This window comes from Methyloferula stellata AR4 (assembly GCF_000385335.1).
GTDB classification, from domain to species: domain Bacteria; phylum Pseudomonadota; class Alphaproteobacteria; order Rhizobiales; family Beijerinckiaceae; genus Methyloferula; species Methyloferula stellata.
On the sequence record NZ_ARWA01000001.1, the window covers coordinates 3,315,923 to 3,335,579 of the forward strand.

The window sequence follows — 19,657 nt, forward strand, 5'->3', positions numbered from 1 at the left end:
TTACTTCGAAGCTTCGGCCTCGAGCGCCTGCTGGAATTGCTTGATGCGATAGGCATTGGCGCCGAAATCATGATGTCCGATGCGCGAAACAGAACGCATGTCGACGCGGGTTTGGCCGGCTTGCGGCCTGATCCGGATCGTCACGTCGTCGGGCAGGCCCAGGATGAGCCCGCGCACCATGGCATCGACATGACCGACGCCGGAGCGTCCGCCGGGCGAGGTCTGATCCACGATCTGCCAATGTTTAGCCGCGGCGACCTTCAATACCGTTTTATAGGCCTCGTCGGCATCGAGATCGAGGAGGATCGGCTGAATGGCCGGATAGGCGCGCATCTGCTGCTGCCGCAGATCGTCGGAGACAGGTTCCGGCGTCACGCCATTGCGCGCGGCCAGCGCTTTTTTGGACCGCGCGAAAGCCGGCGGATCGTCGAGATCGGTCGAAACATCGGCGAGGACCGGCAGTCTGATCGCCTGCACGGCGAGAAAGCCCGGATAGCCCAGAAGCAGAAAGGCGAGAGCAAGGCCCGCCAGCAGCCGTCCGGTGCCTTTGCGCCCGGTCTGCCAGATCACGATGATCGCGGCGCCGGCACATAGAACGGCGATGCAGGCAATGGCGAAAGACGAGCCGAGGATGGCATAGACCGGCGTCGGATCGAGGCCGGTCCGCGCCGACAAAACGCCTATGCCCGCCACAGCCAAGGCGAAAAAGCCGAGGCGCCGGCTCCAGACTGCTGTCTCGGCATAGGGCTCTTCGACGATCAGACGACGCATGAAAGGCTCATTTGTAAAATATCGCCGCAGCGAAGCAGGGCGAGGCCGGACATAGTAGCTCCGTCGCCTAAATCAGCAAATTGGCATCGCGCGCGAGCCGCCACCGGCCATCGGCTTCCTTGCGCAAAATCGTAAGCACATAGCCAGATTTGCGGACAGCGGGCGCACCGTCCGGCGGCGCGATCGTCATTTCGAGAAAATTGCGGAGATAGGCGAAGCTGCCGATGATCTCGATTTCCAGGATGTCGCTTTTTGCTTCGATGCGGATGCCTTGCATGGCTTTCGCAGCCGCTTCATAAGCCGCTTTTCCGAACGGCTCGCGGCCGGGAACCATGAAGATCACGTCATCGGTCATCAGCCCGAGGACCGTCGCGATGTCGCCTTTCGCACTGGCCGCAAGCCAGCAATCGACCAAGTCGCGGATGGCCCGCTCGTCATCGCTCACGTTCGGCATCCTTCGGCTATCGGCGAAACATATTCCTAACCATATTGAAAAGAAAACTCATCCCGTAAAGCTAAGATTCTTCATGCCTCGTTAACCGCATGCGCCGACCATTCGCAGGTCTCGGATCCTGTTTCCGTCCTCGCGTAAGAGTTGATCACATGCAAGAGCAAGCTGTATTGGAAGTCCCGGCAAGCCCCGCAACCGGCACAAATGATCTTTTATCGCGTCTTTATCGCGAGATCGGGATCTCCGCCGTCGCCGCCGCGCTTGAGATTAACCATCCGCATGACAATCGGCCGCTGGCCGAAAGCCTCATGCTCCCGGCGGTCCAGCCTGCGGCAAGATGATCGTTGCTGAATTATGCCATGATCTTAAATGACAAGGTCCGTATCGTCCGCTCCGACGATCGCGCCATGGTGTTTTCAGGATGACTTTTCTCAGCCGCCGTTTGTTCCTGCAAGGTCTCGGCGGACTTACGGTTGCCGGCATGGCCTCAGGCGCCTATGCCACGGTCATCGAACCCGGCCTGCTGCTCGACGTGACCTCCTACAAGGTCACGCCGCCGCGGTGGCCGCAGGGGCTTGAACTGAAAGCCGCCGTTCTCGCCGATATTCATGCCTGCGAACCTTGGATGCCGGCCTCGCGCGTCCGCTCCATAGCGGAAGTCGCCAATGCGCTTTCGCCTGACATCATCTTCCTTCTCGGCGATTTCAATGGCGGCCATAAATTCGTCAGCGGTCCCGTCATGCCGGACCAATGGGCCGAGGCGCTTTCGATTCTAGAGGCGCCGCTCGGCGTTTACGCCGTGCTCGGCAATCACGATATATGGCACGGGGCCCTGCCCGGCATAAAGGGCGACGAGGGCGACGGCGTTCGCCGCGGCCTGCGCCATGCCGGCATTACGCTGCTCGAAAACGAAGCCATCAGCTTGCGCAAGGGCGACCGGAGCTTTTGGGTCGCGGGCCTCGGCGACCAGATGGCGCAGCCGGCTGGCCGGCATCATTTTCACGGCATGGACGATCTTCCGGCGACGCTCGCCAAAATCAACGATGACGCGCCGGTCGTCCTTCTGGCGCATGAACCTTTCCTCTTTCACCGGGTTCCGAGTCGTGTTGCTCTGACGCTGTGCGGCCACACGCACGGCGGCCAAGTCAATCTTCCATTCATCAGCCCGATTTACGAAAGAGCCAATTTCGGCACCGATAAGGTCTATGGCCATATTATCGAGAACGATCGCCACATGATCATCTCGGGCGGTCTTGGAACGTCGATCGCGCCGATCCGCATCATGCGGCCACCTGAAGTCGTATCGGTGACACTGACAAGCGGCAGCGGCGATTCAAAACCGACAGCATGATCCCGAAAACTTGCAGGCTTTTCGGGACTAAGATCATACGTCGAGATCGTGTCAGCCGCAGGCGACACCGGCAATCAGCCCATCGCCGAACCAGCGGATGAGATAGAGCGCTGCCTGATTGGCGGCCTCCTCTTCCGGCATGCGCAGGCTGAGCAAGCCGCAAATCTCGGCGAAGGTGCCGCCCATGCCGGCGCTGTCGAGCGCCAAAGCTTCATCCTCTTCGAGACACCGGTAAAAGGATTGCTGCGAAGACCCGCGCCAGACGAGAACGCGCTCTTCCTGCGGGCCCGAAGGCGGCGCCGCATCGAGGCCCTCGGCCGCCGCCTCGTAGGCGCCAACCGTCCCTTGCGTGAGACTTAGAAGCGCGAGGCCTGGCTGGAAGGTAAAGCAAAGCCGCGGCTGGTCTTCCGCCGCAATGCTGCCGAGCACTGAGGCCTCCAGCGCATCGGCGTCAGCGGCATCGAAGGCATCGGCGAGCGCACGTTCGAAGGCGGCAAGATCGATGGCGGCTTTGATCTCCTGCCAAGGCTCGCGCATCCGCATGAAGTCCGGCAAGTCCCGCGCGTACCAGCGGGCATTGCGATGCGAAGACGGCGTCGCTTTTATATAGGCCTCGGCCAAGGCATCGAACCCCTCGTCGCCGAGCACATTGTGCAAAACGGGATAGTCATTCGCAAGAAATTCGGCGAGCCTCAGACGATAAGCGTCTTGATAGACCCCGAAACGCTCCATCGCGGACTGGCGGCGCGAGGCCATGATCGAGCCGGGCATCTCCCGCGCTTCGTTCAGGATCGCATCCTGAAAGGTGGTCTGAAGCTCCGCGAGCCTCATGCCATGACCTCGGCAGGCTGCGCCTGGGCCGGATCGGCGGCAATGGCCCGCGCGTGATCCAGCTCGGCGACAAGTTCGGCGAAGGGTGGAAAATTGTCGTCACGTTCGATCATGGTCGAAACGCCGGGGAATCTTTTGCAGGCCTCGGCATAAAGCGTCCAGACCTCGTCGCATACCGGCTCGTCATGCGTGTCGATCTTATGCGTGCCGCAGGACGAGTGGCCGGCGAGATGCATCTGCACGACGCGCTCCGGCTTAACCCCGCGGATAAAGGCCAGCGGATCGAAATCATGATTGAACGCCGAGACGAAGACATTGTTGACATCGAACAAAAGCATGCAATCGGCGCGCTCGGCCAATTCCTCGACAAAGGTCCATTCGTCCATTTCAGATTCGGCGAAGGTCACATAGCTCGACACATTTTCGATCGCGATCCGGCGGCCGAGATAGTCCTGGACGCGCGAAATGCGACCGACGACATGATCGAGCGCTTCGCGCGTATAAGGGATCGGCAGAAGATCGTGCAGATTGAGGCCGTGAACGCCGGTCCAGCAGAGATGATCGGAAATCCAGGCAGGCTCGACGCGATCTGCCAGGGACTTCAACGCAGCGAGATAATCGAAATCGAGCGGTGCCGTCGAAGCGATCGACATCGAAACGCCGTGCATGACGATGGGGTAATCGGCGCGGATACGGTCGAGCATGGTGAGCGGTTTGCCGCCCGGCACCATGTAATTCTCAGACAGGATCTCGAACCAATCGACCGGCGGTCTATGCTCGAGAATATCGGGATAATAGATCGGACGCAGGCCGAGGCCAAAACCTAAAGGCGCAGGCTTTTGCACGGACGCACTCCCTATTGCGTTGAACTCATCATGTCAGCGGCGAGGCTCTCACGATGACGGGCATCGCGAGAGCAATTATTGCGTGAGCCGAATTAGCCGACGGTGCCGCCCTTGGCGGTGCAGGCCTTCGCGGACTTCTCCGGAACCCAGCCCTGGCCCTTGCAGGAGTTCTGACCCTTGCAGGCATTGCTCGCGCTCTTGCAGGAAGACGTGCCCTTGCAGGTGTTGATGCCCATGCAATGGACACCGGCCGACTTTGCGCTCGAAGGCGCAATGGAAACGCCGCTCATGGCAAGAGCGATCGCTGCGACCGCAATGCTGCTGCCCGACACAATATTCATCTTCATTTCACACTCCCTGGACTTCGCCCGCGCGCGCGGACAATTCATGAACCAATTTGTGGACGGTCATTCGCCCATGGTCTGTTCGTCGGCCGGGACTGTTCTGTTACTCTGCCACATGGGCCGGCTGTCGAACGGTCACAATCGTGACGTAGGTGGAAGGCAGGGCGATGACCTTCTCGAAAAATTATTTCCGCCCCGGGTATAGGTAGAATTCAAAACACGACTAATTTTATAGATTATTCGAGGCGGCGCTTTTACGCATCAACGAGCTTAGCTCATGAAGGCATGTGGACGAATCAATGGCAGAAAAACCCGCGGACAGCCGAAAAAATCTCAAAAACCGCACCAAGCTCGTTCATGCCGGCCGCAAGCCTTCTGAACAATCCGGCTTCGTCAATACGCCGATCTATCGTGGCTCGACAGTGCTGTTTCCGACGTTGGACGATCTGCTGAACCGGCGGATGCCCTTTACTTACGGAACGCAAGGTTCGCCGACGACGGAGGCCTTGCAGACCGCATGGACCGAGCTTTCCGGTGCCAAGGGCACAGTCATCGTGCCAACCGGATTGGCGGCCATAGCCATAGCGCTTCTCGCGGTCGTCAAGGCGGGCGACCATATTCTCGTGAGCGATTCCGTCTACCGGCCCAATCGCAATTTCTGCGACACGATTTTGAAGCGCATGGGCGTCGAGACGACTTATTACGAGCCGCTGATCGGCGCCGGTATCGAGGCGCTGATCCGGCCCAATACGAGCGTCATCTTTCTCGAAACGCCAGGGTCGCAGACATTCGAAGTGCAGGATATTCCGGCGATCGTCGCCGTCGCGCGAGCTAAGGGCATCTGCACGATCCTCGACAATACCTGGGCGACGCCGCTCTTCTTCCAGGCGCATGCACACGGCGTCGATATTTCGCTCGAAGCCGGGACGAAATATCTTTCCGGCCATTCGGATCTTCTGCTCGGCCTCGTGACCGCCAATGAGGTCTGGTATCCGGCGCTGCATGCGACTTACGACGCTTTCGCCATGTGCCCTGGACCGGAAGACGTGTTCCTCGCCTTGCGCGGCATGCGGACGCTCGAACTGCGTCTCAACGAGGCGCAGCGCCAGGGCCTCGCCATGGCGCAATGGCTTGGCGGCCGCAAGGAAGTGCTCAAGGTGCTGCACCCGGCCCTGCCCTCCTGCCCCGGACATGAGATCTGGAAACGCGATTTTCTCGGCTCTTCAGGCCTGTTTTCGATTCTGCTCGCGCCCTGTTCGCAGCAGGCGCTCGCGGCCTTTCTCGACGGGCTCGAGCTCTTCGGCATGGGGTTTTCCTGGGGCGGATTCGAGAGCCTCGTCATTCCCTTCGACTGCAAGACCTATCGCACGGCGACCCCCTGGGCGCCGCAAGGCCCGGCTCTGCGCTTCTCGATCGGGCTTGAGGATATAGAGGATCTCAAGGCCGACCTCGCCGCCGGGTTCGAGCGCATGCACGCGACGCCTTGAGAACGCTCGGGCCGCCAGCTTAACGCTGCTTTGCGTCCCGTGTCGCGGCTTTCTCCTGTCGTGCTATCTTGGGGCATGTCAGAAAACCGTGATAGTAACAGTGGTATGAAATTACAGGGCTTACAGGAACGGCTCAGCCGCCTGAGCATCGACGATCTGCGGCTGGCGATCTTGGGCCTCGCAGCCATTGCCTCGCTGATTCTCGGCTGGAGCCTCATCCAACAGGCGCTCAAAACGGAGCAGCCTGCCCCGGCCAAGATCGTTAATACGCCTGCAGCCAAGCCGGATCAGCCATCCGCCTCGGATCTCGCAGCGCGCGCGGACATGCGCCAGAAGATCGAAGCGCAACTGGCGCAATCGCCCGAATATATGCGCTTCTTCGACCGGCTGAAGCTCGTCTTTCCAAACGAATATGAGACGATCATGGACACTTTCGCCAAGCGCGCGGCGAGCGCCGGCGAGACGGACGACATAGACGCGATGATGTCGGAAGCCGTGCGCTCCTTGCGTCTGTCGCATGGGATATTGGCAGCCAAGGCAAATGGTCCGGCGCTGCAAAAGATTTTCGACATGCAATTGACGATGATGCGGGCGCTCGGCACCAAGGACCAGCGTCTTTGCGTCGATTTCCTCTATGGCGGTGCGAGCCGCGGCTTTTTCTCATTCTCCTCCGACAATCGGGCGCTCGTCTCGGATATGGCGCTCGCCGGATTGGACGCCATCACCGACGGACAGGCGAACAAGATCGAACGCCCGGCGCCGAGCGAGGCCGATTTTCAACTGCTCGAAAAAGCCTTGCGCGATCAGGGCCTCAACACGGCCGAAATCGAGGCTTTGCTCGACGGCAAATCGGCCGATCCGCCGATCCAAGACACGCGCATGTGCAACGTCGGGCAGATCTATCTTGAAACGCTGAGCGGTCTGCCGGAAGCCGCGCGTTTCAGGCTCTACGGGCTGGCGGTGGAACTGATGGCGCGGTCGTAATGCGCGACACATGATTGTCATGTGTACAACGGATATTCTGATCCTATAGTTTAAAATTGCTGCCCACATCCGTCGGAGCCATAGGCTCCGATCCTTTTTTAAGTGGAAATCTTTTCTGACCGCGAGTGGCGCTCATGCCAACTTTTGAAATCGACATTTCTTCCGCAGGCCCCAACTTCGGCAATTCGGCCCTCATCAAAGGTTGGGGCACAATTATACCAATGCCGGGCGGCTCTTACGGCCGCGGCCTCAACGTTGCGATCCTCAGCGAGATTAACGCGAGCATCCTCAAAACTGCGGTGTTCGACACCGGCGGCGACCCCGGTGCGGGCGATGCGTTCGCGACCCTGGTAGAACAGACACCTGTTGGACAATATGTTCTGGTCGCGGCAAAAGGTGACGCGGCGACAAATTTGACCGACAGGGCCAAACGTGCCTGCCGAATGATCGGCAGCGGACTGATCGGCAACCTCACCAATCTTGGCTCATGGGCGATCATCGGACAACGCGGTGCCGCTCCTGGCGCAGCCATGGAACAGCAGTCCAATCTCGCCGCCGTGCACCTGGTTAAAGACGTCCCCGCCTTAACCGACAATGCCAATGGTGTCGAAATCGCGGCTCTGTCGGGGGGATGGAACGGCGGGAACCAAGCCTCGATCACGATGCGGGGCGCAGCGATCGCGATTGCGGGTGGCGGCTACCGGCGCGGTCTTAATGTCGCCGTTATGGACGGCACCACCGCCGCTGTGCTGGCGACCTATAATTTCGACACCTACCTGCAAGGTCCTGCGGACCAGTTCGCAGCCTTGATCGAAGGCCTGCCGGCCGGACGCATGGTCGCCGTGACGGTTTTGGACGATGCCTTCACTCAATTGACCGAGCGTGCGAAGCTCGCCTGCGAGAGCCTGGGCAGCGCCCAGATTCGAAAGCTGGGCTTTCGTAGCTCGTGGTCGATGATCGGCTTCAAGGATGCTCTGCGCGGCAGCGTCGCCGAGACCATATCGGGTAATTCCCCGGTCACGAGTGTCTATTGGCATTTTCCCGAAACTACGGATTCGCGCGTGGGAATATCGCTGGCGCTCGCTTCGGCGGGAACTTCCTTCGGCGCCGCCGCGAACCTCACAGTCGGCGGCTTTGCGCTCGCGGCGCTCGCCGAAAATGCAACGTTCGGACGTGGTCTCAACGTCTCGGTGATTGGCCAAGGCATCGACCCCATGGCCAAGATCCAGACTTTCGATACCGGCGGTTCAAGCAGCGCCGCCGACGCCTTCGCCGATATGATCGAACAGTTGCCCCTGGGCGAACTCGTAGCGATTGCCGTGGCTGACGACGCCTTCGCCAATCTGAGCGAAAGAGCAAAACGCGCCTGCGAATTGATCGGCAGCGGCCTCATCCGCAATCTCGCGCTTCACGGCTCATGGGCCATCCTCGGACGCAAAGGCTGCGCGCCAGGTTCGGTCCCCGAGGTGCTGCGCAACGATGGCGCCGTCGGGCTTGAAGCCTGGTTCGCCAGAGACCAAAGCCGTCTTGCACGGCTCTTCATGGAGGTCCAAGTGGATTCCGCCGGCAATTCCGTCGGCAATCGCGCATCGATCTCGATCTCGCCCAACCTTTCCAAACTGCCCCTTGCTTCGGTGAACAGCCGCGGTCTCAATGTCGTGGTGATCGACGAAACAACCGGTCAGGCCACATTCACGCGTAGCTACGACACCTGCGGTTCCTCCGCCGAAGCGGACGCCTTCGCCGCCATGGTTGAAGCCTTGCCTACAGGAAGAATCGTTGCCATCGCGGTGTGCGACGAAGCCCAGAATAATCTCACGGAACGCGCGAAGCGCGCCTGCGAAAGTCTCGGCAGCCGCCAGATCCGCAACCTGCAATATCGTGGCTCCTGGGCCATCATCGGCAAGAAAGGCGCGCAATCGACCTCAGTCCCGGAAGCACTTTCCAACAACTCTCCCGCGAGTGCACGATACTGGTTATTCCCCGACTCGTTGTTTTCGGGCCGAGGCTTCAACATCGCGGCCTTAGCCGGCGGCTCGTCGAGCAATCCCAGTTGGATCACCGTCAAGGGCACCGCGGTCGCAGGGCTTCCCGGCGCCGGACTCAACTTCGCGATCATCGATCAAACCAATGGAAATCTTTTGCAGCAAGGCTATGTGACGCCGGCGCAAAGCTCCGCGCAAGCCGATGCCTTCGCCATGATCATCGAGCAATTGCCGCGTGGCCGCATCGTGGCGGTCGCAACCATGGGCGATGCCGCGACCGGTTTGACCGAACGGGCGAAGCTCGCCTGCGAAACGCTGGGCAGCGGTTTCATCCGCGCGCTTCGTCCAAATAGTACTTGGGCAGGCCTGAATTCTTCTTGGGTCATGATCGGCGTGAAGGGACTAGCGCCTGGATCGGCCTTGGAGCAGGTGCGCGTCAACGGGTCGGCTTCGCTTTCCACCTGGTTTCCATTTCCACCGGCGCATGTGGAAGCCAACCCTGCAGTCGCGGTCGCAGTGGTCGTGTTTGCCATCATGGTGCTCTGGTATATGGACTGGGGAGCAACTCCCGCGCAGCCGGCCCAGCTGCCCGTCTACGTACCGCCGAAACTCAGACGCTATAACGAATTTACATTTCTGACCGCGCATAATGCGATGGCCAATGTCACCGACGGCTGGAACAGTTTAGCCGCACAGCAACAAGGCAGCGTCACGGAGCAGCTTGCGCAAGGGGTCCGCGCTTTCGCACTAGACGTATTCGTCTATTCGCCCACCACCGGAGGGACGAACGATCTCTATCTCTGCCACGGATATTGCGGGTCCCCAGGCATGCCCTCGCCGCCGCGGCTGTTGTCGGCGACCTTGACCGAAATCGTCACATTCCTGAATGCCAATTCGAACGACATCGTGACAATCCTGTTTGAAAGCCAAAGCGACACGCTGCCGGATGCCGCCAGCAACGCCCTATTCGTCGCAGCTTTTGCCACAAGCAATGCCACCGACCTGATCTTCTGGCCGGACAGCACCTCCGCGAATCCTCCTTCCGGTGCCCGGACATGGGACGTCAACTTGAATGTAGGGCAGTTCAATTGGCCCACTGTCGATCAAATGAAAACGGACAACAAACGGCTGGTGATGTTTGTCGATCGCGACAAAGGATCACCGCAGTCGTTGCGTCACGTCGTTCCCTTTGTCTGGCGCTATATGCGGGAAAACTGGTATTCCGACCAGGATTGGTTCAATTTCTTTTCCCCGGATCCTGCAGAACGCGATCAAAGTAAAAACAGACAGGCCGGGAGGGTCGGCCTGATCTTCAATCATTTTCCCGTATTGAGCACATTGAATTACGCCAATTACCCGACCGTAAACGCTTATAATCGTCTCCTCGCACGCGTGAAGAAAAACGCAAAGTTCTTCCAGCGAGTCCCAAATTTCATCGAAACCGATTGGGTGACAACGACCGGAGATGCGCCCCGCCTCGTCAAGACTATAAACGACCTTGTTTGGACGGCAACGGATCCGCTCGCTGCGCTCGATGCCTTGCCGCCCGACCCGTGAAAATATTGCCGCTGCCGGCAAGCGGTCTCTGGTGCAGCCAGATCAAACTATACTCGCGCGGTGCCTTTGGCGCCCTTCGAGCGCGCGTCGAGGAAGGCGATCATCTCGGTCAGCCCATAATCGTCGCGCCCGGCGAAATGCCGGATAACGGCTTCGATGGTCGGCATGCTCGCGGGCGTCACCGAGAAATCGAGTTCGGGGCGATGCTGCTCGGCCGGCGCCGTGACGCTCAGCAAGCGATAGAGACGCGAGTTCGAGCGCAAATGCGTCGTGCCTTCGCGCCGTTCATCCGGATCGAGGCAGCGGCGACTCGAATCGTCGAGCGCCGCGACGGTGAAGGCTTCGACCTCCATGCCGAGCGGATAGCTTTTGGTGAGCGGCGTGCCGATCCAATCGACCATGCCATCCGTCAGGCGGATCAGATTGGCGACATGATCGATCGTCGCCGGATCGACCAGCGGGGCATCGGCGGCGATCACGACGCCCGCGGTCGCGGCCTCGGCCTTCAGCGCCGCGAGCAAACGGCCGAGACCATCCTCCCCGCTGCCACGATAGCAGGTGATCCCGCGCGCCTTGCAAAAGCGCTCGATCCCCGCATCGGCGGGCGAATCCGTCGCGACGACGGCGATCGCGTCGAGCTTGTCGACACGCGCCATGCGGTCGAGCGCATGCGCCAAAAGCGGCTTGCCCGCGACCTCGCGCAGGAGGGCATCGGAGCCGATCGACGATCTCAACCCTGTCGTCAGGAGTGCCACGACTTTCATGGACACGCAGCCATCATCATCTGGTTGTTAATCAGGCTTCAGCCCCGCCGCGCAAGAGCCTGCAAATGCGCGCGATAGGCTTCGTCGAATTCGAGATCGACGGCACCGGTCGCGGCGATCAGCAAGCACGCGATGAAGCACTGATCATTCCGGTCATCGCTCAGCACCTCTTCAATCGGCGGCACCGTCGCCCTCGGCCGTGTCACGTTGAAAAGCTGCTGCGTGATGATGTGGGTCCAGCGATCCCTGTGCCATTTGGCCAGCACGCCGATGAGCTCCTGGACGAAATTCGATTGACGCGCCTTTTCGAGAAGCCGCAGGCCGGCATTCCAGATGTCTCGCGGATCGAAGGCTTTGGCTTCCAGCATATCCTTGATGAAGGCGCCGACGGCGGTATCGAGCGGATCGCCGGTTTCGGATCCGCGAAGACAGCAGCCAAGCGCCGCGCTGCCGGGAAATGCCTCGCCGAAGCGCGCCGACAAAGAGGCTTCCAGCTTTTCGACGGCGGCCTTATCGGCGGCGAGCGCGGCAATGATGCAAAAGGCGAAAACCGCATCATCCGCCACGGCGCGCACTGGCGGCTTTTCCAGATCGGCGGCGGAAAACAGCGGAATCGCCCCGCCGAGCTCAGCGATCGGGTCTTTCGACGCCGCGGCCTCGGAGCGGCTGCGCAAATAGGCGGTCGCCTCAAGCCAGCCGACCAGATGCTCGGTGAAGAGCGCCGGATCAAGCCCCGTGACCGCCCTGTTCATCCATTCTTTGCGTGTCTTGACGTCAGTCATGGCAGCCGGTCCCGCGCTGGTTTTGGAAGTGCCGGCTTTGGAAGGCGTGGCGGCAGTCGTCGCGGCCCGTTTGGCCCGTTTCTGGTTCGAATAGCGGCTCATCGGTCTTTTCTGGAATGACGATTACCGTCCGGAATTTGCCAAATGTGTCAGATACATTAAGCACGCTTGCGGCTTAAGGTCGTGCCCAATCCGTTGTCAGAAGCCGCGTAAAGATGCGGCGTGTTTGGGCCCGCGTCTCTTCGAGTTCGCGCACCAGATGGGCAAAATCCGGCAGATCGGCAGCACCGGCCAAACGCCGCTTGACAGCCAGGCTCGCGGCTGGCGGCGGCGTATCCCCTGCGAGAGTCACCCCCAGGATTTGGGTCACATTCGTATAGAGGCTATGCGCCTGGAGCAAATCCCGCGCGGTCTTGAAGGTGAGGAAACCGAAGCCTGCCGCCTGATCGATCAATTCGGCGGTCGAAATCGCATAGAAATTGGGCTCATCATGAGCGTGGCGCAGCAATAAATATTGCGCCAGAAATTCGATATCCAACAGACCGCCAGCCGTCAGCTTGAGGTTCCAGGGGCCGGTTTCGACCTTTTCGCGTGCGATCAGATTGCGCATGGCCAGGACGTCGCGGCGCAGGCTCTCGCCGCGCGGCGAGCAGATAATGGCCCGGATCGCCGACTGAACCTCAGCGGCGAGAGCCTTGTCGCCTGCAATGACGCGGGCCCGCGTCAATGCCATATGCTCCCAGGTCTCGGCCTCATGCATTTGATAGGTGGAAAAGCCGCTCATCTGCACAGCGACCGGACCTTTGCCGCCTGACGGACGCAAGCGCATGTCGACTTCATAGAGCCGGCCGCGCCGCGTCGGCACCGTCAAGGCCGACACGAGCCGCTGCACGATGCGCGCATAATATTGCCCGGCGTGCAACGGCCGCACGCCATCCGAGACGGGACGCTCCGCATCGAAATCGTAAATCAGCATCAAGTCGAGATCTGAGGTCGCCGTCATCTCGCGCGAGCCGAGCTTGCCCAAGGCAACAACCACGCAGCGTCCGCCCGGCACATGCCCATGGTCTGCCGCGATCTGATGCTCGACCTGCCGGAGCGAAGCCTGGACAACCGCTGCCGCCAGCGCTGAAAAGGCGCGTCCCGCCGTCTGCGCATCGATCAGCTGGGCCAGAAGCCGCAGGCTGATGAGGAACATTTCCTCCTGCGCGAAATCCCGCGCCGTATCGAGAAACTGCTCCATATGTGCGGCGCTGCGCAGCGCGAAGGCGGCGCGGTCTTCGAAAGATCTTTCGTCGAGCGGGATGTCGAGCCGCCGCGTATCGAGCGCGGCATCGAGCACATGCGGCCGCTGCTCGATAATGCCTGCGAGGCGAGGCGCCGAGCCCAGAATATCGCTGAACAGAGCTTGCAGGTTGGGATTGGATTTCAGGATCAAAAAAAGTTCGATCGCGGCCGGCATATGGGCCAAGGCCTGATCGAAGGCGGCGAGCGCGGCATCGGGCGCACCCGATTGCGCAAAGGCCTGGATCATGTCCGGCACGAGTTCGGTGAGCACTTCGCGCGCCCGTGCCGTCTGCACGGCGGCGCGGCGCCCGAAATGCCAGCCGCGCACGGTCTCGACCGCGAGAGACGGATTTTTGAAGCCAAGCCGCGCCAAGGTTTCGAGTGTTTCCGGATCGTCGCTGACGCCGGTGAAGACGAGGCTTCCCAATTCGGCGCTGAGATCCGGCGCATGTTCGAAGAGAAGCGCGTAGTGAAAGACGACGTCGCGGAAATGCCGCGTCAAGGCACGGCTGAACTGATCGACGCGCGCAAATCCGCAAAACCGCGCGAACTTTTTGAGCTTGTCCTTCTCAAGCGGCAAGCGATGCGTCTGCTCGTCGGCGATCATCTGCAAGCGATGTTCGATGCCGCGCAACGCGATATAGGCGGCTTTGAGCTCATCAGCCGCTTCGCGCGTGATCCAGCCGTCCTCGAAGAGCCTTTGCAGCATGTCGAGCGTGCGCGCACCGCGCAGATCCGGTCTTTTGCCGCCGAAGATCAATTGCTGCGTCTGGACGAAAAACTCGATCTCGCGAATGCCGCCGCGGCCGAGTTTGATGTCATGGCCGGCGACCGCGATTTCGGCATGGCCGCGCACCGCATGGGTCTGGCGCTTCATCGCATGAATGTCGGCAATCGCCGCATAGTCGAAATATTTGCGCCAGATGAAAGGCGTCAATTCATGCAAAAACCTTCGCCCAAGCGCGAGATCACCGGCGATGGGCCGCGCCTTGATGAGCGCCGCGCGCTCCCAGTTCTGGCCGTACATTTCATAATAGAACAAAGCCGCAGGCAGGCCGACGGCGATCGCGGTCGAGCCGGGATCCGGCCTCAACCTTAGATCGACACGCGCGACATAGCCGTCGCCCGTGCGGTCCTGCAAAAGCCGCACGAGATTTTTCGTGAGACGGACGAACAGCGGCCCCGGGTCGGTTCCGTCCGGCACGGCAGCCGAGGCCGGATCGAACAGGACCATGAGATCGATGTCGCTTGAATAATTGAGTTCGCGCGCGCCGAGCTTGCCGAGCGCGACGACCACAAGCCCGCATTCTGCCTCGGGCACTGCGAGATCGGTGAGATGTAGTTTTCCGTTCGCCGACATTCCACGCAACATGAAGCGCAGCGCGAGCGACACGAAAAGATCGGCGGCGTCCGATAGCGCGTCCATCACCGCGACGAGATCCCAAGCACCGCCGAGATCGGCGAGCGCGACAAGCAACGCTATCTCCTGCTTGGCCAGACGCAGCCGCGCCATGAGATCTTGCTCGCGGTCGATGCTCGCGCAGGCCGACTCCAGGCCTGTGAGGCAGGCGCGCAGACTGGCCTCGGGCGCCTCGTTCAAAAGCCGTGCGAGCCTCCGATGATCGGTGGCCGCAAGCCGCCAAAGATAGACTGAATGATCGGCTATGCCTTGCAGAAGCGCCCGAATATTTTTATCCGCCGCGAGACGCGCGATCTCCTCATGCCCATGCTTCCCAAGAAAATCCGCGAGACGGCGTTCCGCGGCCTTGGCATCGGTTAATTGCGGCGCGGTCGAGATCCGCCGCGACAAAGGCAATGAGGATTGGGTCCGGCTCGCCTGCGGCGCGCCACTCATGCCGCTGTCCCGGGCGAAGCCAAGGCCGGCACGGGCGCGGGCGCGGGAAGCGCCACGGGATGCGCCACCGCCGGCAATGCGATTACGATCCTCAGACCCGGCGCATTGTCCTCGACACGCAAGGTCCCGCCATGCAGCCGCGCGACGGCCGCGGCGAGCGAAAGGCCGAGGCCCGAACCGGGCCGCGAGCGCGAATTTTCAAGCCGCACGAAACGGTCGAGCACGCGGGTGCGATCGGCAAGCGCAATGCCGGGGCCTCGATCGGCAACGGTGATTTCGATCATGCCGTCATTGCGCCGCGCGGTGACGAAAATTTCCGGCACGGTGCATTTGCCGTCCCGCGATGCCGTGATGGGCGTGCCATATTTCAGCGCATTGTCGATCAGATTGGCGAGCGCCTGACCGATCAGTTCGCGGCTGCCTTCGATAAAAAGCCCCGGCTCCGCCTCGGTCTCCAATGTGACACCGCGATCTTCCGCGACCGGCTCATAGAGTTCGCCGACATCATGCACGACCGCTGCGGCATCGAAAGAAACCATCCCTTCGGGACTGGCGCCCGCCTCGGCGCGGGCGATCATCAAAAGCGCGTCGAAGATGCGGATCATATTGTCCGATTCCTCGATGACCTTTTCGAGCGCGAGCCGGTTCTCGTCCACGGACGAAGCAGAGCGCAAGGCCTGCTCGGCGCCGTTGCGCAGGCGCGTCAAGGGCGTGCGCAGATCATGCGCGATATTGTCGGAGACTTCTTTCAAGCCGGCCATCAATTCGCCGATCCGATCGAGCATGCTGTTGAGGTTCAAAACCAGCCGGTCGAGTTCATCGCCCGATCCCGTCACCGGCAGGCGGCCGGAGAGATCGCCTGCGACGATGCGGCGGGCCCCCGCGTTGATCGAATCGACACGGGTCAGCACGCGCCGCGCCACAAGCAGACCGCCCAAAGTGCCGATGATCGTCAGCCAGAAGAGCGAGGCGAGCAGCGCACCCGACAGAATCTGGCGCAGGCTCTCCTCTTCTTCAATATCATGACCGACAAGAAGCCTGAAGCCATCCGGCAGGATGAAGATGCGCGCGAAGGCGCGATGCAAGCCGCCGGCGTCGCCCGGCCTCTGATAATTGGTCTCGACAGTGCCGGCCTGTGAGAGAACCCCCGCGGGCAGGCTCGCAATATTGCCGGCGATCGGCTCGCCCGCATAGGTCGTGACGAGATAAAGCCCGGCACCCGGCTGTTTGACGCGGCGCTCGATGACGGTCGTGAGCTGCCTGATGCCGCCCTGCGCATATTGCTCGGCAAGGCCGGTGATGTCGGTGTCGATCGTCTGCTTGATCTGCTCGTCGATCAGCTCTTTCACGTGCCAGCCGACCCGGCTCAGCACGAGCCCCGCGCCGATCGCGAATATGACGAGATAGGCGAGCGATATCTTGAAGGCGGTCGTTCGAAAGAGCTTACCGAGAGGCGTCACGGATCATGTATCCCGCGCCGCGGATGGTTTGCAGGAGCGGCGGATCGAAACCTTTATCAATCTTCGACCGCAAACGTGAAATATGAACATCGATGACATTGGTCTGCGGATCGAAATGATAATCCCAGACATTTTCCAAAAGCATTGTCCGCGTCACGACTTGTCCGGCGTGTTTCATCAAATATTCGAGCAGGCGGAATTCGCGCGGCTGGAGGGAGATTTCCTTCCCGGCCCGCGTCAATTTATGAGAAAGCCGGTCAAGCTCAAGCCCGCCGACCCGGTAGACCATGTCTTCGGTCGTGCTCGGCTGATTGCGCCGCGCCAGGACTTCCGTCCGCGCCAGCAGTTCGGAAAAGGCGTAGGGCTTCGGCAGATAGTCGTCGCCGCCCGCCCGAAGTCCCTTCACCCGGTCGTCAACTTGGCCGAGCGCCGAAAGGATCAGGACCGGCGTCGTGATTTTTTGCGCCCGCAACCCGCCGATCAGCGAGAGCCCGTCCATCTTCGGCAGCATACGGTCGATGATGAGCACGTCATAGGTCTCGTCGCGCGCGCGCTCATAGCCCTCGACCCCGTCGGCGACGTGATCGGCGACATGGCCCATTTCCCTGAAAGCCTTGACCAGGTAATTGGCGGCTTCGAGATCGTCTTCAACGATAAGAATGCGCATGGATGTCATATAGCGATTTCCACAAAAAAAGCAGGCCGGGAGATCATCCCCCGGCCCACTGTTTTGGCGTGCATAGTGAACGAACCGGTTGGGCTAGCCGGCGGGGCTCGTCCCGATCGCCACGAAACGCATGCCTTCGGGGCTCTTCACCCGGAGCAGGACGGCCTTGTGGCCATCCTTCTTGGCGTCGGCAATGACCGCGGTGATGTCGGACGGCTTGCTGACGGCATGACCGCCCGCCTCGACGATGACATCGCCGACCTTAAGACCCTTCTGCGCCGCGACGCCGTCAGGATCGATTTCGGCGACCACGACGCCTTCCTTTCCGGCGCCCGGAACCGCGGCGGCGGGAGCAAGCGACAGGCCGAGGCTTGCCAGCGAGCTCTTCTCGGACTGCATGTCGGCGTCGGCTTTGGCCTCCTTATCGGGCGGCAGACTGCCGAGCTTCACCGAGACGGTCTTCTCGGAGCCGCCGTGCCAGACGGTCAGATCCGCCTTGGCATTGGGTCCAAGTCCCGCGATCTTGCGGGCCAGTTCGCGCGGACCTTCGACCTTCTCGCCGTCGACGCCGAGGATGACGTCGCCCGACTTGATGCCGGCCTCTTGCGCGGGCGAATCCGCCTGCGCCTCGGCGACAAGTGCGCCCTTCGGGGATTTCAGTCCGAGGCTGTCGGCGATCTCAGCCGTGACAGGCTGGATCTGCACGCCGATCCAGCCGCGTGCGACGGTGCCCTTGTCTTTCAACTGGGCAATGACGCTCTTCACCGTATCGGCCGGAATGGCGAAGCCAATGCCGACGCTGCCACCCGACGGCGAGAAGATCGCCGTATTGACGCCTACGACTTGGCCTGCCGCATTGAAGGTCGGGCCGCCCGAATTGCCGCGATTGACCGGCGCATCGATCTGCAGGAAGTCGTCATAGGGTCCAGCGCCGATGTCACGGCCGCGGGCCGACACGATACCGGCCGTGACCGTGCCGCCAAGCCCGAACGGATTGCCGACCGCGATCACCCAATCGCCGACGCGCGGCGCTGCCGATGCGAAATCGACGAAGGGATAATTGCCGCCTTCCTTGATCTTCAAAAGTGCGAGATCGGTCTTCTTGTCGGTGCCGACAACTGTCGCAGGAAGCGTGGTCTTGCCGTCGTCCATCACAAGCGTGACATCGCTGCCATGCTCGACGACGTGATTATTCGTCACGACATAACCGTCGGGAGAAATGATGAAGCCGGAGCCCTGCGCCTGCTGGATATGCGGCTTATGCGGGAGGCCCGGCGCGCCCTGCTGACCAAACCGCTTGAAGAACTTCTCCATCGGATCGTCGGGCGAAAGCTGCGGAATATTCGGCTTGCTATCGTCGCTCTCGGCGTCTTCGGTGACTTTTACCTTGACCGAGACGACGGCGCCGCGCACGCGATCGACGACATCTGCGAAAGACGCACCCTGAGCCGCAGGCGTCACGGTCTCGGCAAGCGCACTAGAAGGATAAGGAAAGATAAAGCTATTCGCCAGTGCGCCGGTCAAAGCCACACCCGCCACCGCGCTCAACAGAACGACACGGCTTGGGACATGTTTGCGAATCTTTGAAAAACCTTCGCTCTGCTCATCAGGTCGGGGGGACTTCGAGCTCGTCATAGATATGCATCTCCAAATGAAAGGAAGGCGGGGGAGGACGCCCTTTCAACGCTAACATGGGCGCGGTCGGCTTACGTCGCTATTTCGGCGGAATGAAAATTTCGTAAGCCAGGAGACAACAAAAGGCTTGAATTAAGTCATTTTTTCAACAAATCGGCGAGCCTAGCTTGTTCTTCAGCATTGAGCTCCAGTGGCGCTACCGCCTGCGAGCGGCGCCTTGAGACCAGCGCGATTCCAGCGCCGCCCAAGACGAGAACCAAGAGCGGCGTCAGCCATAAAAGAAAAGTTTCAGCCTTGAACGGGGGCTTGAGCAGAATAAAATCCCCGTAGCGCGCGACGAGATATTGGCGAATCGCCGCCTCGCTTTCTCCCGCCTGCAAATGCTCGCGCACGAGCACCCGCAGATCATGCGCGAGCGGCGCATCCGATTCGTCGATCGATTCGTTTTGGCAGACCATGCAGCGCAATTCGCTCGAAAGCGCCCGCGCGCGGGCTTCGAGCGCAGGGTCCTTGAGCATCTCGTCGGGCCGCACGGCGAAGGCGGGCAGCGGCTGCATCGCAACGATTGCCAGACCAGCAAAGAGGAATCGCTTGCGCATCG

General features: G+C 60.9%; 17 protein-coding genes. 5 read left to right on the top strand and 12 right to left on the bottom strand.

The window, feature by feature from the left end:
* Both A3OQ_RS0116350 and A3OQ_RS0116355 read right to left on the bottom strand, forming a co-directional pair.
* Nucleotides 1-771 (bottom strand): DUF1499 domain-containing protein, encoded by a 771-nt coding sequence (locus A3OQ_RS0116350; RefSeq protein WP_020176494.1) that lies wholly within the window; start codon nt 769-771, stop codon nt 1-3.
* A 67-nt stretch (nt 772-838) separates the two neighbouring features.
* The gene (locus tag A3OQ_RS0116355; protein ID WP_020176495.1) at nt 839-1,225 is read right to left on the bottom strand and encodes an SgcJ/EcaC family oxidoreductase; all 387 of its coding nucleotides are present in this window, start codon (nt 1,223-1,225) and stop codon (nt 839-841) included.
* A 149-nt stretch (nt 1,226-1,374) separates the two neighbouring features.
* Between A3OQ_RS0116355 and A3OQ_RS24915 the strand changes: the two genes are divergently transcribed.
* Nucleotides 1,375-1,563, top strand: coding sequence for a hypothetical protein (locus tag A3OQ_RS24915; protein WP_083931611.1), 189 nt, complete (start codon nt 1,375-1,377; stop codon nt 1,561-1,563).
* 80 nt (nt 1,564-1,643) lie between these two features.
* Nucleotides 1,644-2,573: a metallophosphoesterase gene (locus A3OQ_RS0116365; RefSeq protein ID WP_020176497.1), complete on the top strand. Its 930-nt coding sequence runs from the start codon at nt 1,644-1,646 to the stop codon at nt 2,571-2,573.
* A gap of 51 nt (nt 2,574-2,624) precedes the next feature.
* On the opposite strand, the gene A3OQ_RS0116370 is transcribed toward A3OQ_RS0116365, so the two are convergent.
* The 3 genes from A3OQ_RS0116370 to bufA2 all read right to left on the bottom strand — a co-directional run bounded on the left by A3OQ_RS0116370 (nt 2,625) and on the right by bufA2 (nt 4,590).
* Entirely contained in the window at nt 2,625-3,404 is a 780-nt protein-coding gene (locus A3OQ_RS0116370) for an HvfC/BufC N-terminal domain-containing protein (RefSeq protein WP_020176498.1), read from the bottom strand.
* Complete coding sequence (gene bufB, locus A3OQ_RS0116375; RefSeq protein WP_020176499.1) at nt 3,401-4,249, bottom strand: MNIO family bufferin maturase; 849 nt, start codon at nt 4,247-4,249, stop codon at nt 3,401-3,403. Before bufB ends, A3OQ_RS0116370 begins: the two co-directional genes overlap by 4 nt.
* A 92-nt stretch (nt 4,250-4,341) precedes the next feature.
* On the bottom strand, nt 4,342-4,590 hold the full coding sequence (gene bufA2, locus A3OQ_RS0116380) for a BufA2 family periplasmic bufferin-type metallophore (RefSeq protein WP_020176500.1): 249 nt from the start codon (nt 4,588-4,590) through the stop codon (nt 4,342-4,344).
* Between the two features lie 302 nt (nt 4,591-4,892).
* On the opposite strand from bufA2, the gene metC reads away from it, so the two are divergent.
* The 3 genes from metC (at nt 4,893) to A3OQ_RS0116395 (ending at nt 10,606) form a co-directional block, all read left to right on the top strand.
* A complete protein-coding gene (gene metC, locus A3OQ_RS0116385) occupies nt 4,893-6,080 on the top strand; it encodes a cystathionine beta-lyase (protein ID WP_020176501.1) in 1,188 nt (395 codons plus the stop codon).
* Nucleotides 6,081-6,185: 105 nt separating this feature from the next.
* Nucleotides 6,186-7,064, top strand: a complete 879-nt coding sequence (locus A3OQ_RS0116390) for a hypothetical protein (RefSeq protein ID WP_020176502.1) — start codon at nt 6,186-6,188, stop codon at nt 7,062-7,064.
* 134 nt (nt 7,065-7,198) lie between these two features.
* Nucleotides 7,199-10,606, top strand: a complete 3,408-nt coding sequence (locus tag A3OQ_RS0116395) for an interleukin-like EMT inducer domain-containing protein (RefSeq protein ID WP_152428491.1) — start codon at nt 7,199-7,201, stop codon at nt 10,604-10,606.
* A gap of 47 nt (nt 10,607-10,653) precedes the next feature.
* Here A3OQ_RS0116395 and A3OQ_RS22765 read toward each other — a convergent pair whose 3' ends face one another.
* The 7 genes from A3OQ_RS22765 to A3OQ_RS0116430 form a co-directional block, all read right to left on the bottom strand.
* Nucleotides 10,654-11,370 carry an NTP transferase domain-containing protein gene (locus tag A3OQ_RS22765; RefSeq protein ID WP_020176504.1) on the bottom strand — a complete coding sequence of 239 codons (717 nt, stop codon included), beginning with the start codon at nt 11,368-11,370 and terminating at the stop codon, nt 10,654-10,656.
* Nucleotides 11,371-11,408: 38 nt separating this feature from the next.
* Entirely contained in the window at nt 11,409-12,152 is a 744-nt protein-coding gene (locus A3OQ_RS0116405; protein WP_026595917.1) for a hypothetical protein, read from the bottom strand.
* A 175-nt stretch (nt 12,153-12,327) separates the two neighbouring features.
* Nucleotides 12,328-15,294, bottom strand: a complete 2,967-nt coding sequence (locus tag A3OQ_RS0116410; RefSeq protein ID WP_020176506.1) for a bifunctional [glutamine synthetase] adenylyltransferase/[glutamine synthetase]-adenylyl-L-tyrosine phosphorylase — start codon at nt 15,292-15,294, stop codon at nt 12,328-12,330.
* The gene (locus A3OQ_RS0116415) at nt 15,291-16,754 is read right to left on the bottom strand and encodes a sensor histidine kinase (protein WP_020176507.1); all 1,464 of its coding nucleotides are present in this window, start codon (nt 16,752-16,754) and stop codon (nt 15,291-15,293) included. The genes A3OQ_RS0116410 and A3OQ_RS0116415 overlap by 4 nt, the downstream gene beginning before the upstream one ends.
* A complete protein-coding gene (locus A3OQ_RS0116420; protein ID WP_026595918.1) occupies nt 16,738-17,421 on the bottom strand; it encodes a response regulator transcription factor in 684 nt (227 codons plus the stop codon). Before A3OQ_RS0116420 ends, A3OQ_RS0116415 begins: the two co-directional genes overlap by 17 nt.
* A 93-nt stretch (nt 17,422-17,514) precedes the next feature.
* The gene (locus A3OQ_RS0116425) at nt 17,515-19,056 is read right to left on the bottom strand and encodes a Do family serine endopeptidase (RefSeq protein ID WP_152428492.1); all 1,542 of its coding nucleotides are present in this window, start codon (nt 19,054-19,056) and stop codon (nt 17,515-17,517) included.
* 137 nt (nt 19,057-19,193) lie between these two features.
* On the bottom strand, nt 19,194-19,655 hold the full coding sequence (locus A3OQ_RS0116430) for a cytochrome c-type biogenesis protein (RefSeq protein ID WP_026595919.1): 462 nt from the start codon (nt 19,653-19,655) through the stop codon (nt 19,194-19,196).
* Nucleotides 19,656-19,657: the final 2 nt, after the last annotated feature.

Excerpts from the sequence above, each read along its gene's own strand:
- A3OQ_RS0116390 (WP_020176502.1), top strand. The coding sequence starts at position 6,186 with ATGAAATTACAGGGCTTACAGGAACGGCTCAGCCGCCTGAGCATCGAC.
- A3OQ_RS0116355 (WP_020176495.1), bottom strand. The coding sequence starts at position 1,225 with ATGCCGAACGTGAGCGATGACGAGCGGGCCATCCGCGACTTGGTCGAT.
- A3OQ_RS0116365 (WP_020176497.1), top strand. The coding sequence starts at position 1,644 with ATGACTTTTCTCAGCCGCCGTTTGTTCCTGCAAGGTCTCGGCGGACTT.
- A3OQ_RS0116370 (WP_020176498.1), bottom strand. The coding sequence starts at position 3,404 with ATGAGGCTCGCGGAGCTTCAGACCACCTTTCAGGATGCGATCCTGAAC.
- A3OQ_RS0116350 (WP_020176494.1), bottom strand. The coding sequence starts at position 771 with ATGCGTCGTCTGATCGTCGAAGAGCCCTATGCCGAGACAGCAGTCTGG.
- A3OQ_RS0116395 (WP_152428491.1), top strand. The coding sequence starts at position 7,199 with ATGCCAACTTTTGAAATCGACATTTCTTCCGCAGGCCCCAACTTCGGC.
- A3OQ_RS0116410 (WP_020176506.1), bottom strand. The coding sequence starts at position 15,294 with ATGAGTGGCGCGCCGCAGGCGAGCCGGACCCAATCCTCATTGCCTTTG.
- A3OQ_RS0116420 (WP_026595918.1), bottom strand. The coding sequence starts at position 17,421 with ATGCGCATTCTTATCGTTGAAGACGATCTCGAAGCCGCCAATTACCTG.
- bufA2 (WP_020176500.1), bottom strand. The coding sequence starts at position 4,590 with ATGAATATTGTGTCGGGCAGCAGCATTGCGGTCGCAGCGATCGCTCTT.
- metC (WP_020176501.1), top strand. The coding sequence starts at position 4,893 with ATGGCAGAAAAACCCGCGGACAGCCGAAAAAATCTCAAAAACCGCACC.
- A3OQ_RS24915 (WP_083931611.1), top strand. The coding sequence starts at position 1,375 with ATGCAAGAGCAAGCTGTATTGGAAGTCCCGGCAAGCCCCGCAACCGGC.
- A3OQ_RS0116430 (WP_026595919.1), bottom strand. The coding sequence starts at position 19,655 with ATGCGCAAGCGATTCCTCTTTGCTGGTCTGGCAATCGTTGCGATGCAG.
- A3OQ_RS22765 (WP_020176504.1), bottom strand. The coding sequence starts at position 11,370 with ATGAAAGTCGTGGCACTCCTGACGACAGGGTTGAGATCGTCGATCGGC.
- A3OQ_RS0116405 (WP_026595917.1), bottom strand. The coding sequence starts at position 12,152 with ATGACTGACGTCAAGACACGCAAAGAATGGATGAACAGGGCGGTCACG.
- A3OQ_RS0116425 (WP_152428492.1), bottom strand. The coding sequence starts at position 19,056 with ATGACGAGCTCGAAGTCCCCCCGACCTGATGAGCAGAGCGAAGGTTTT.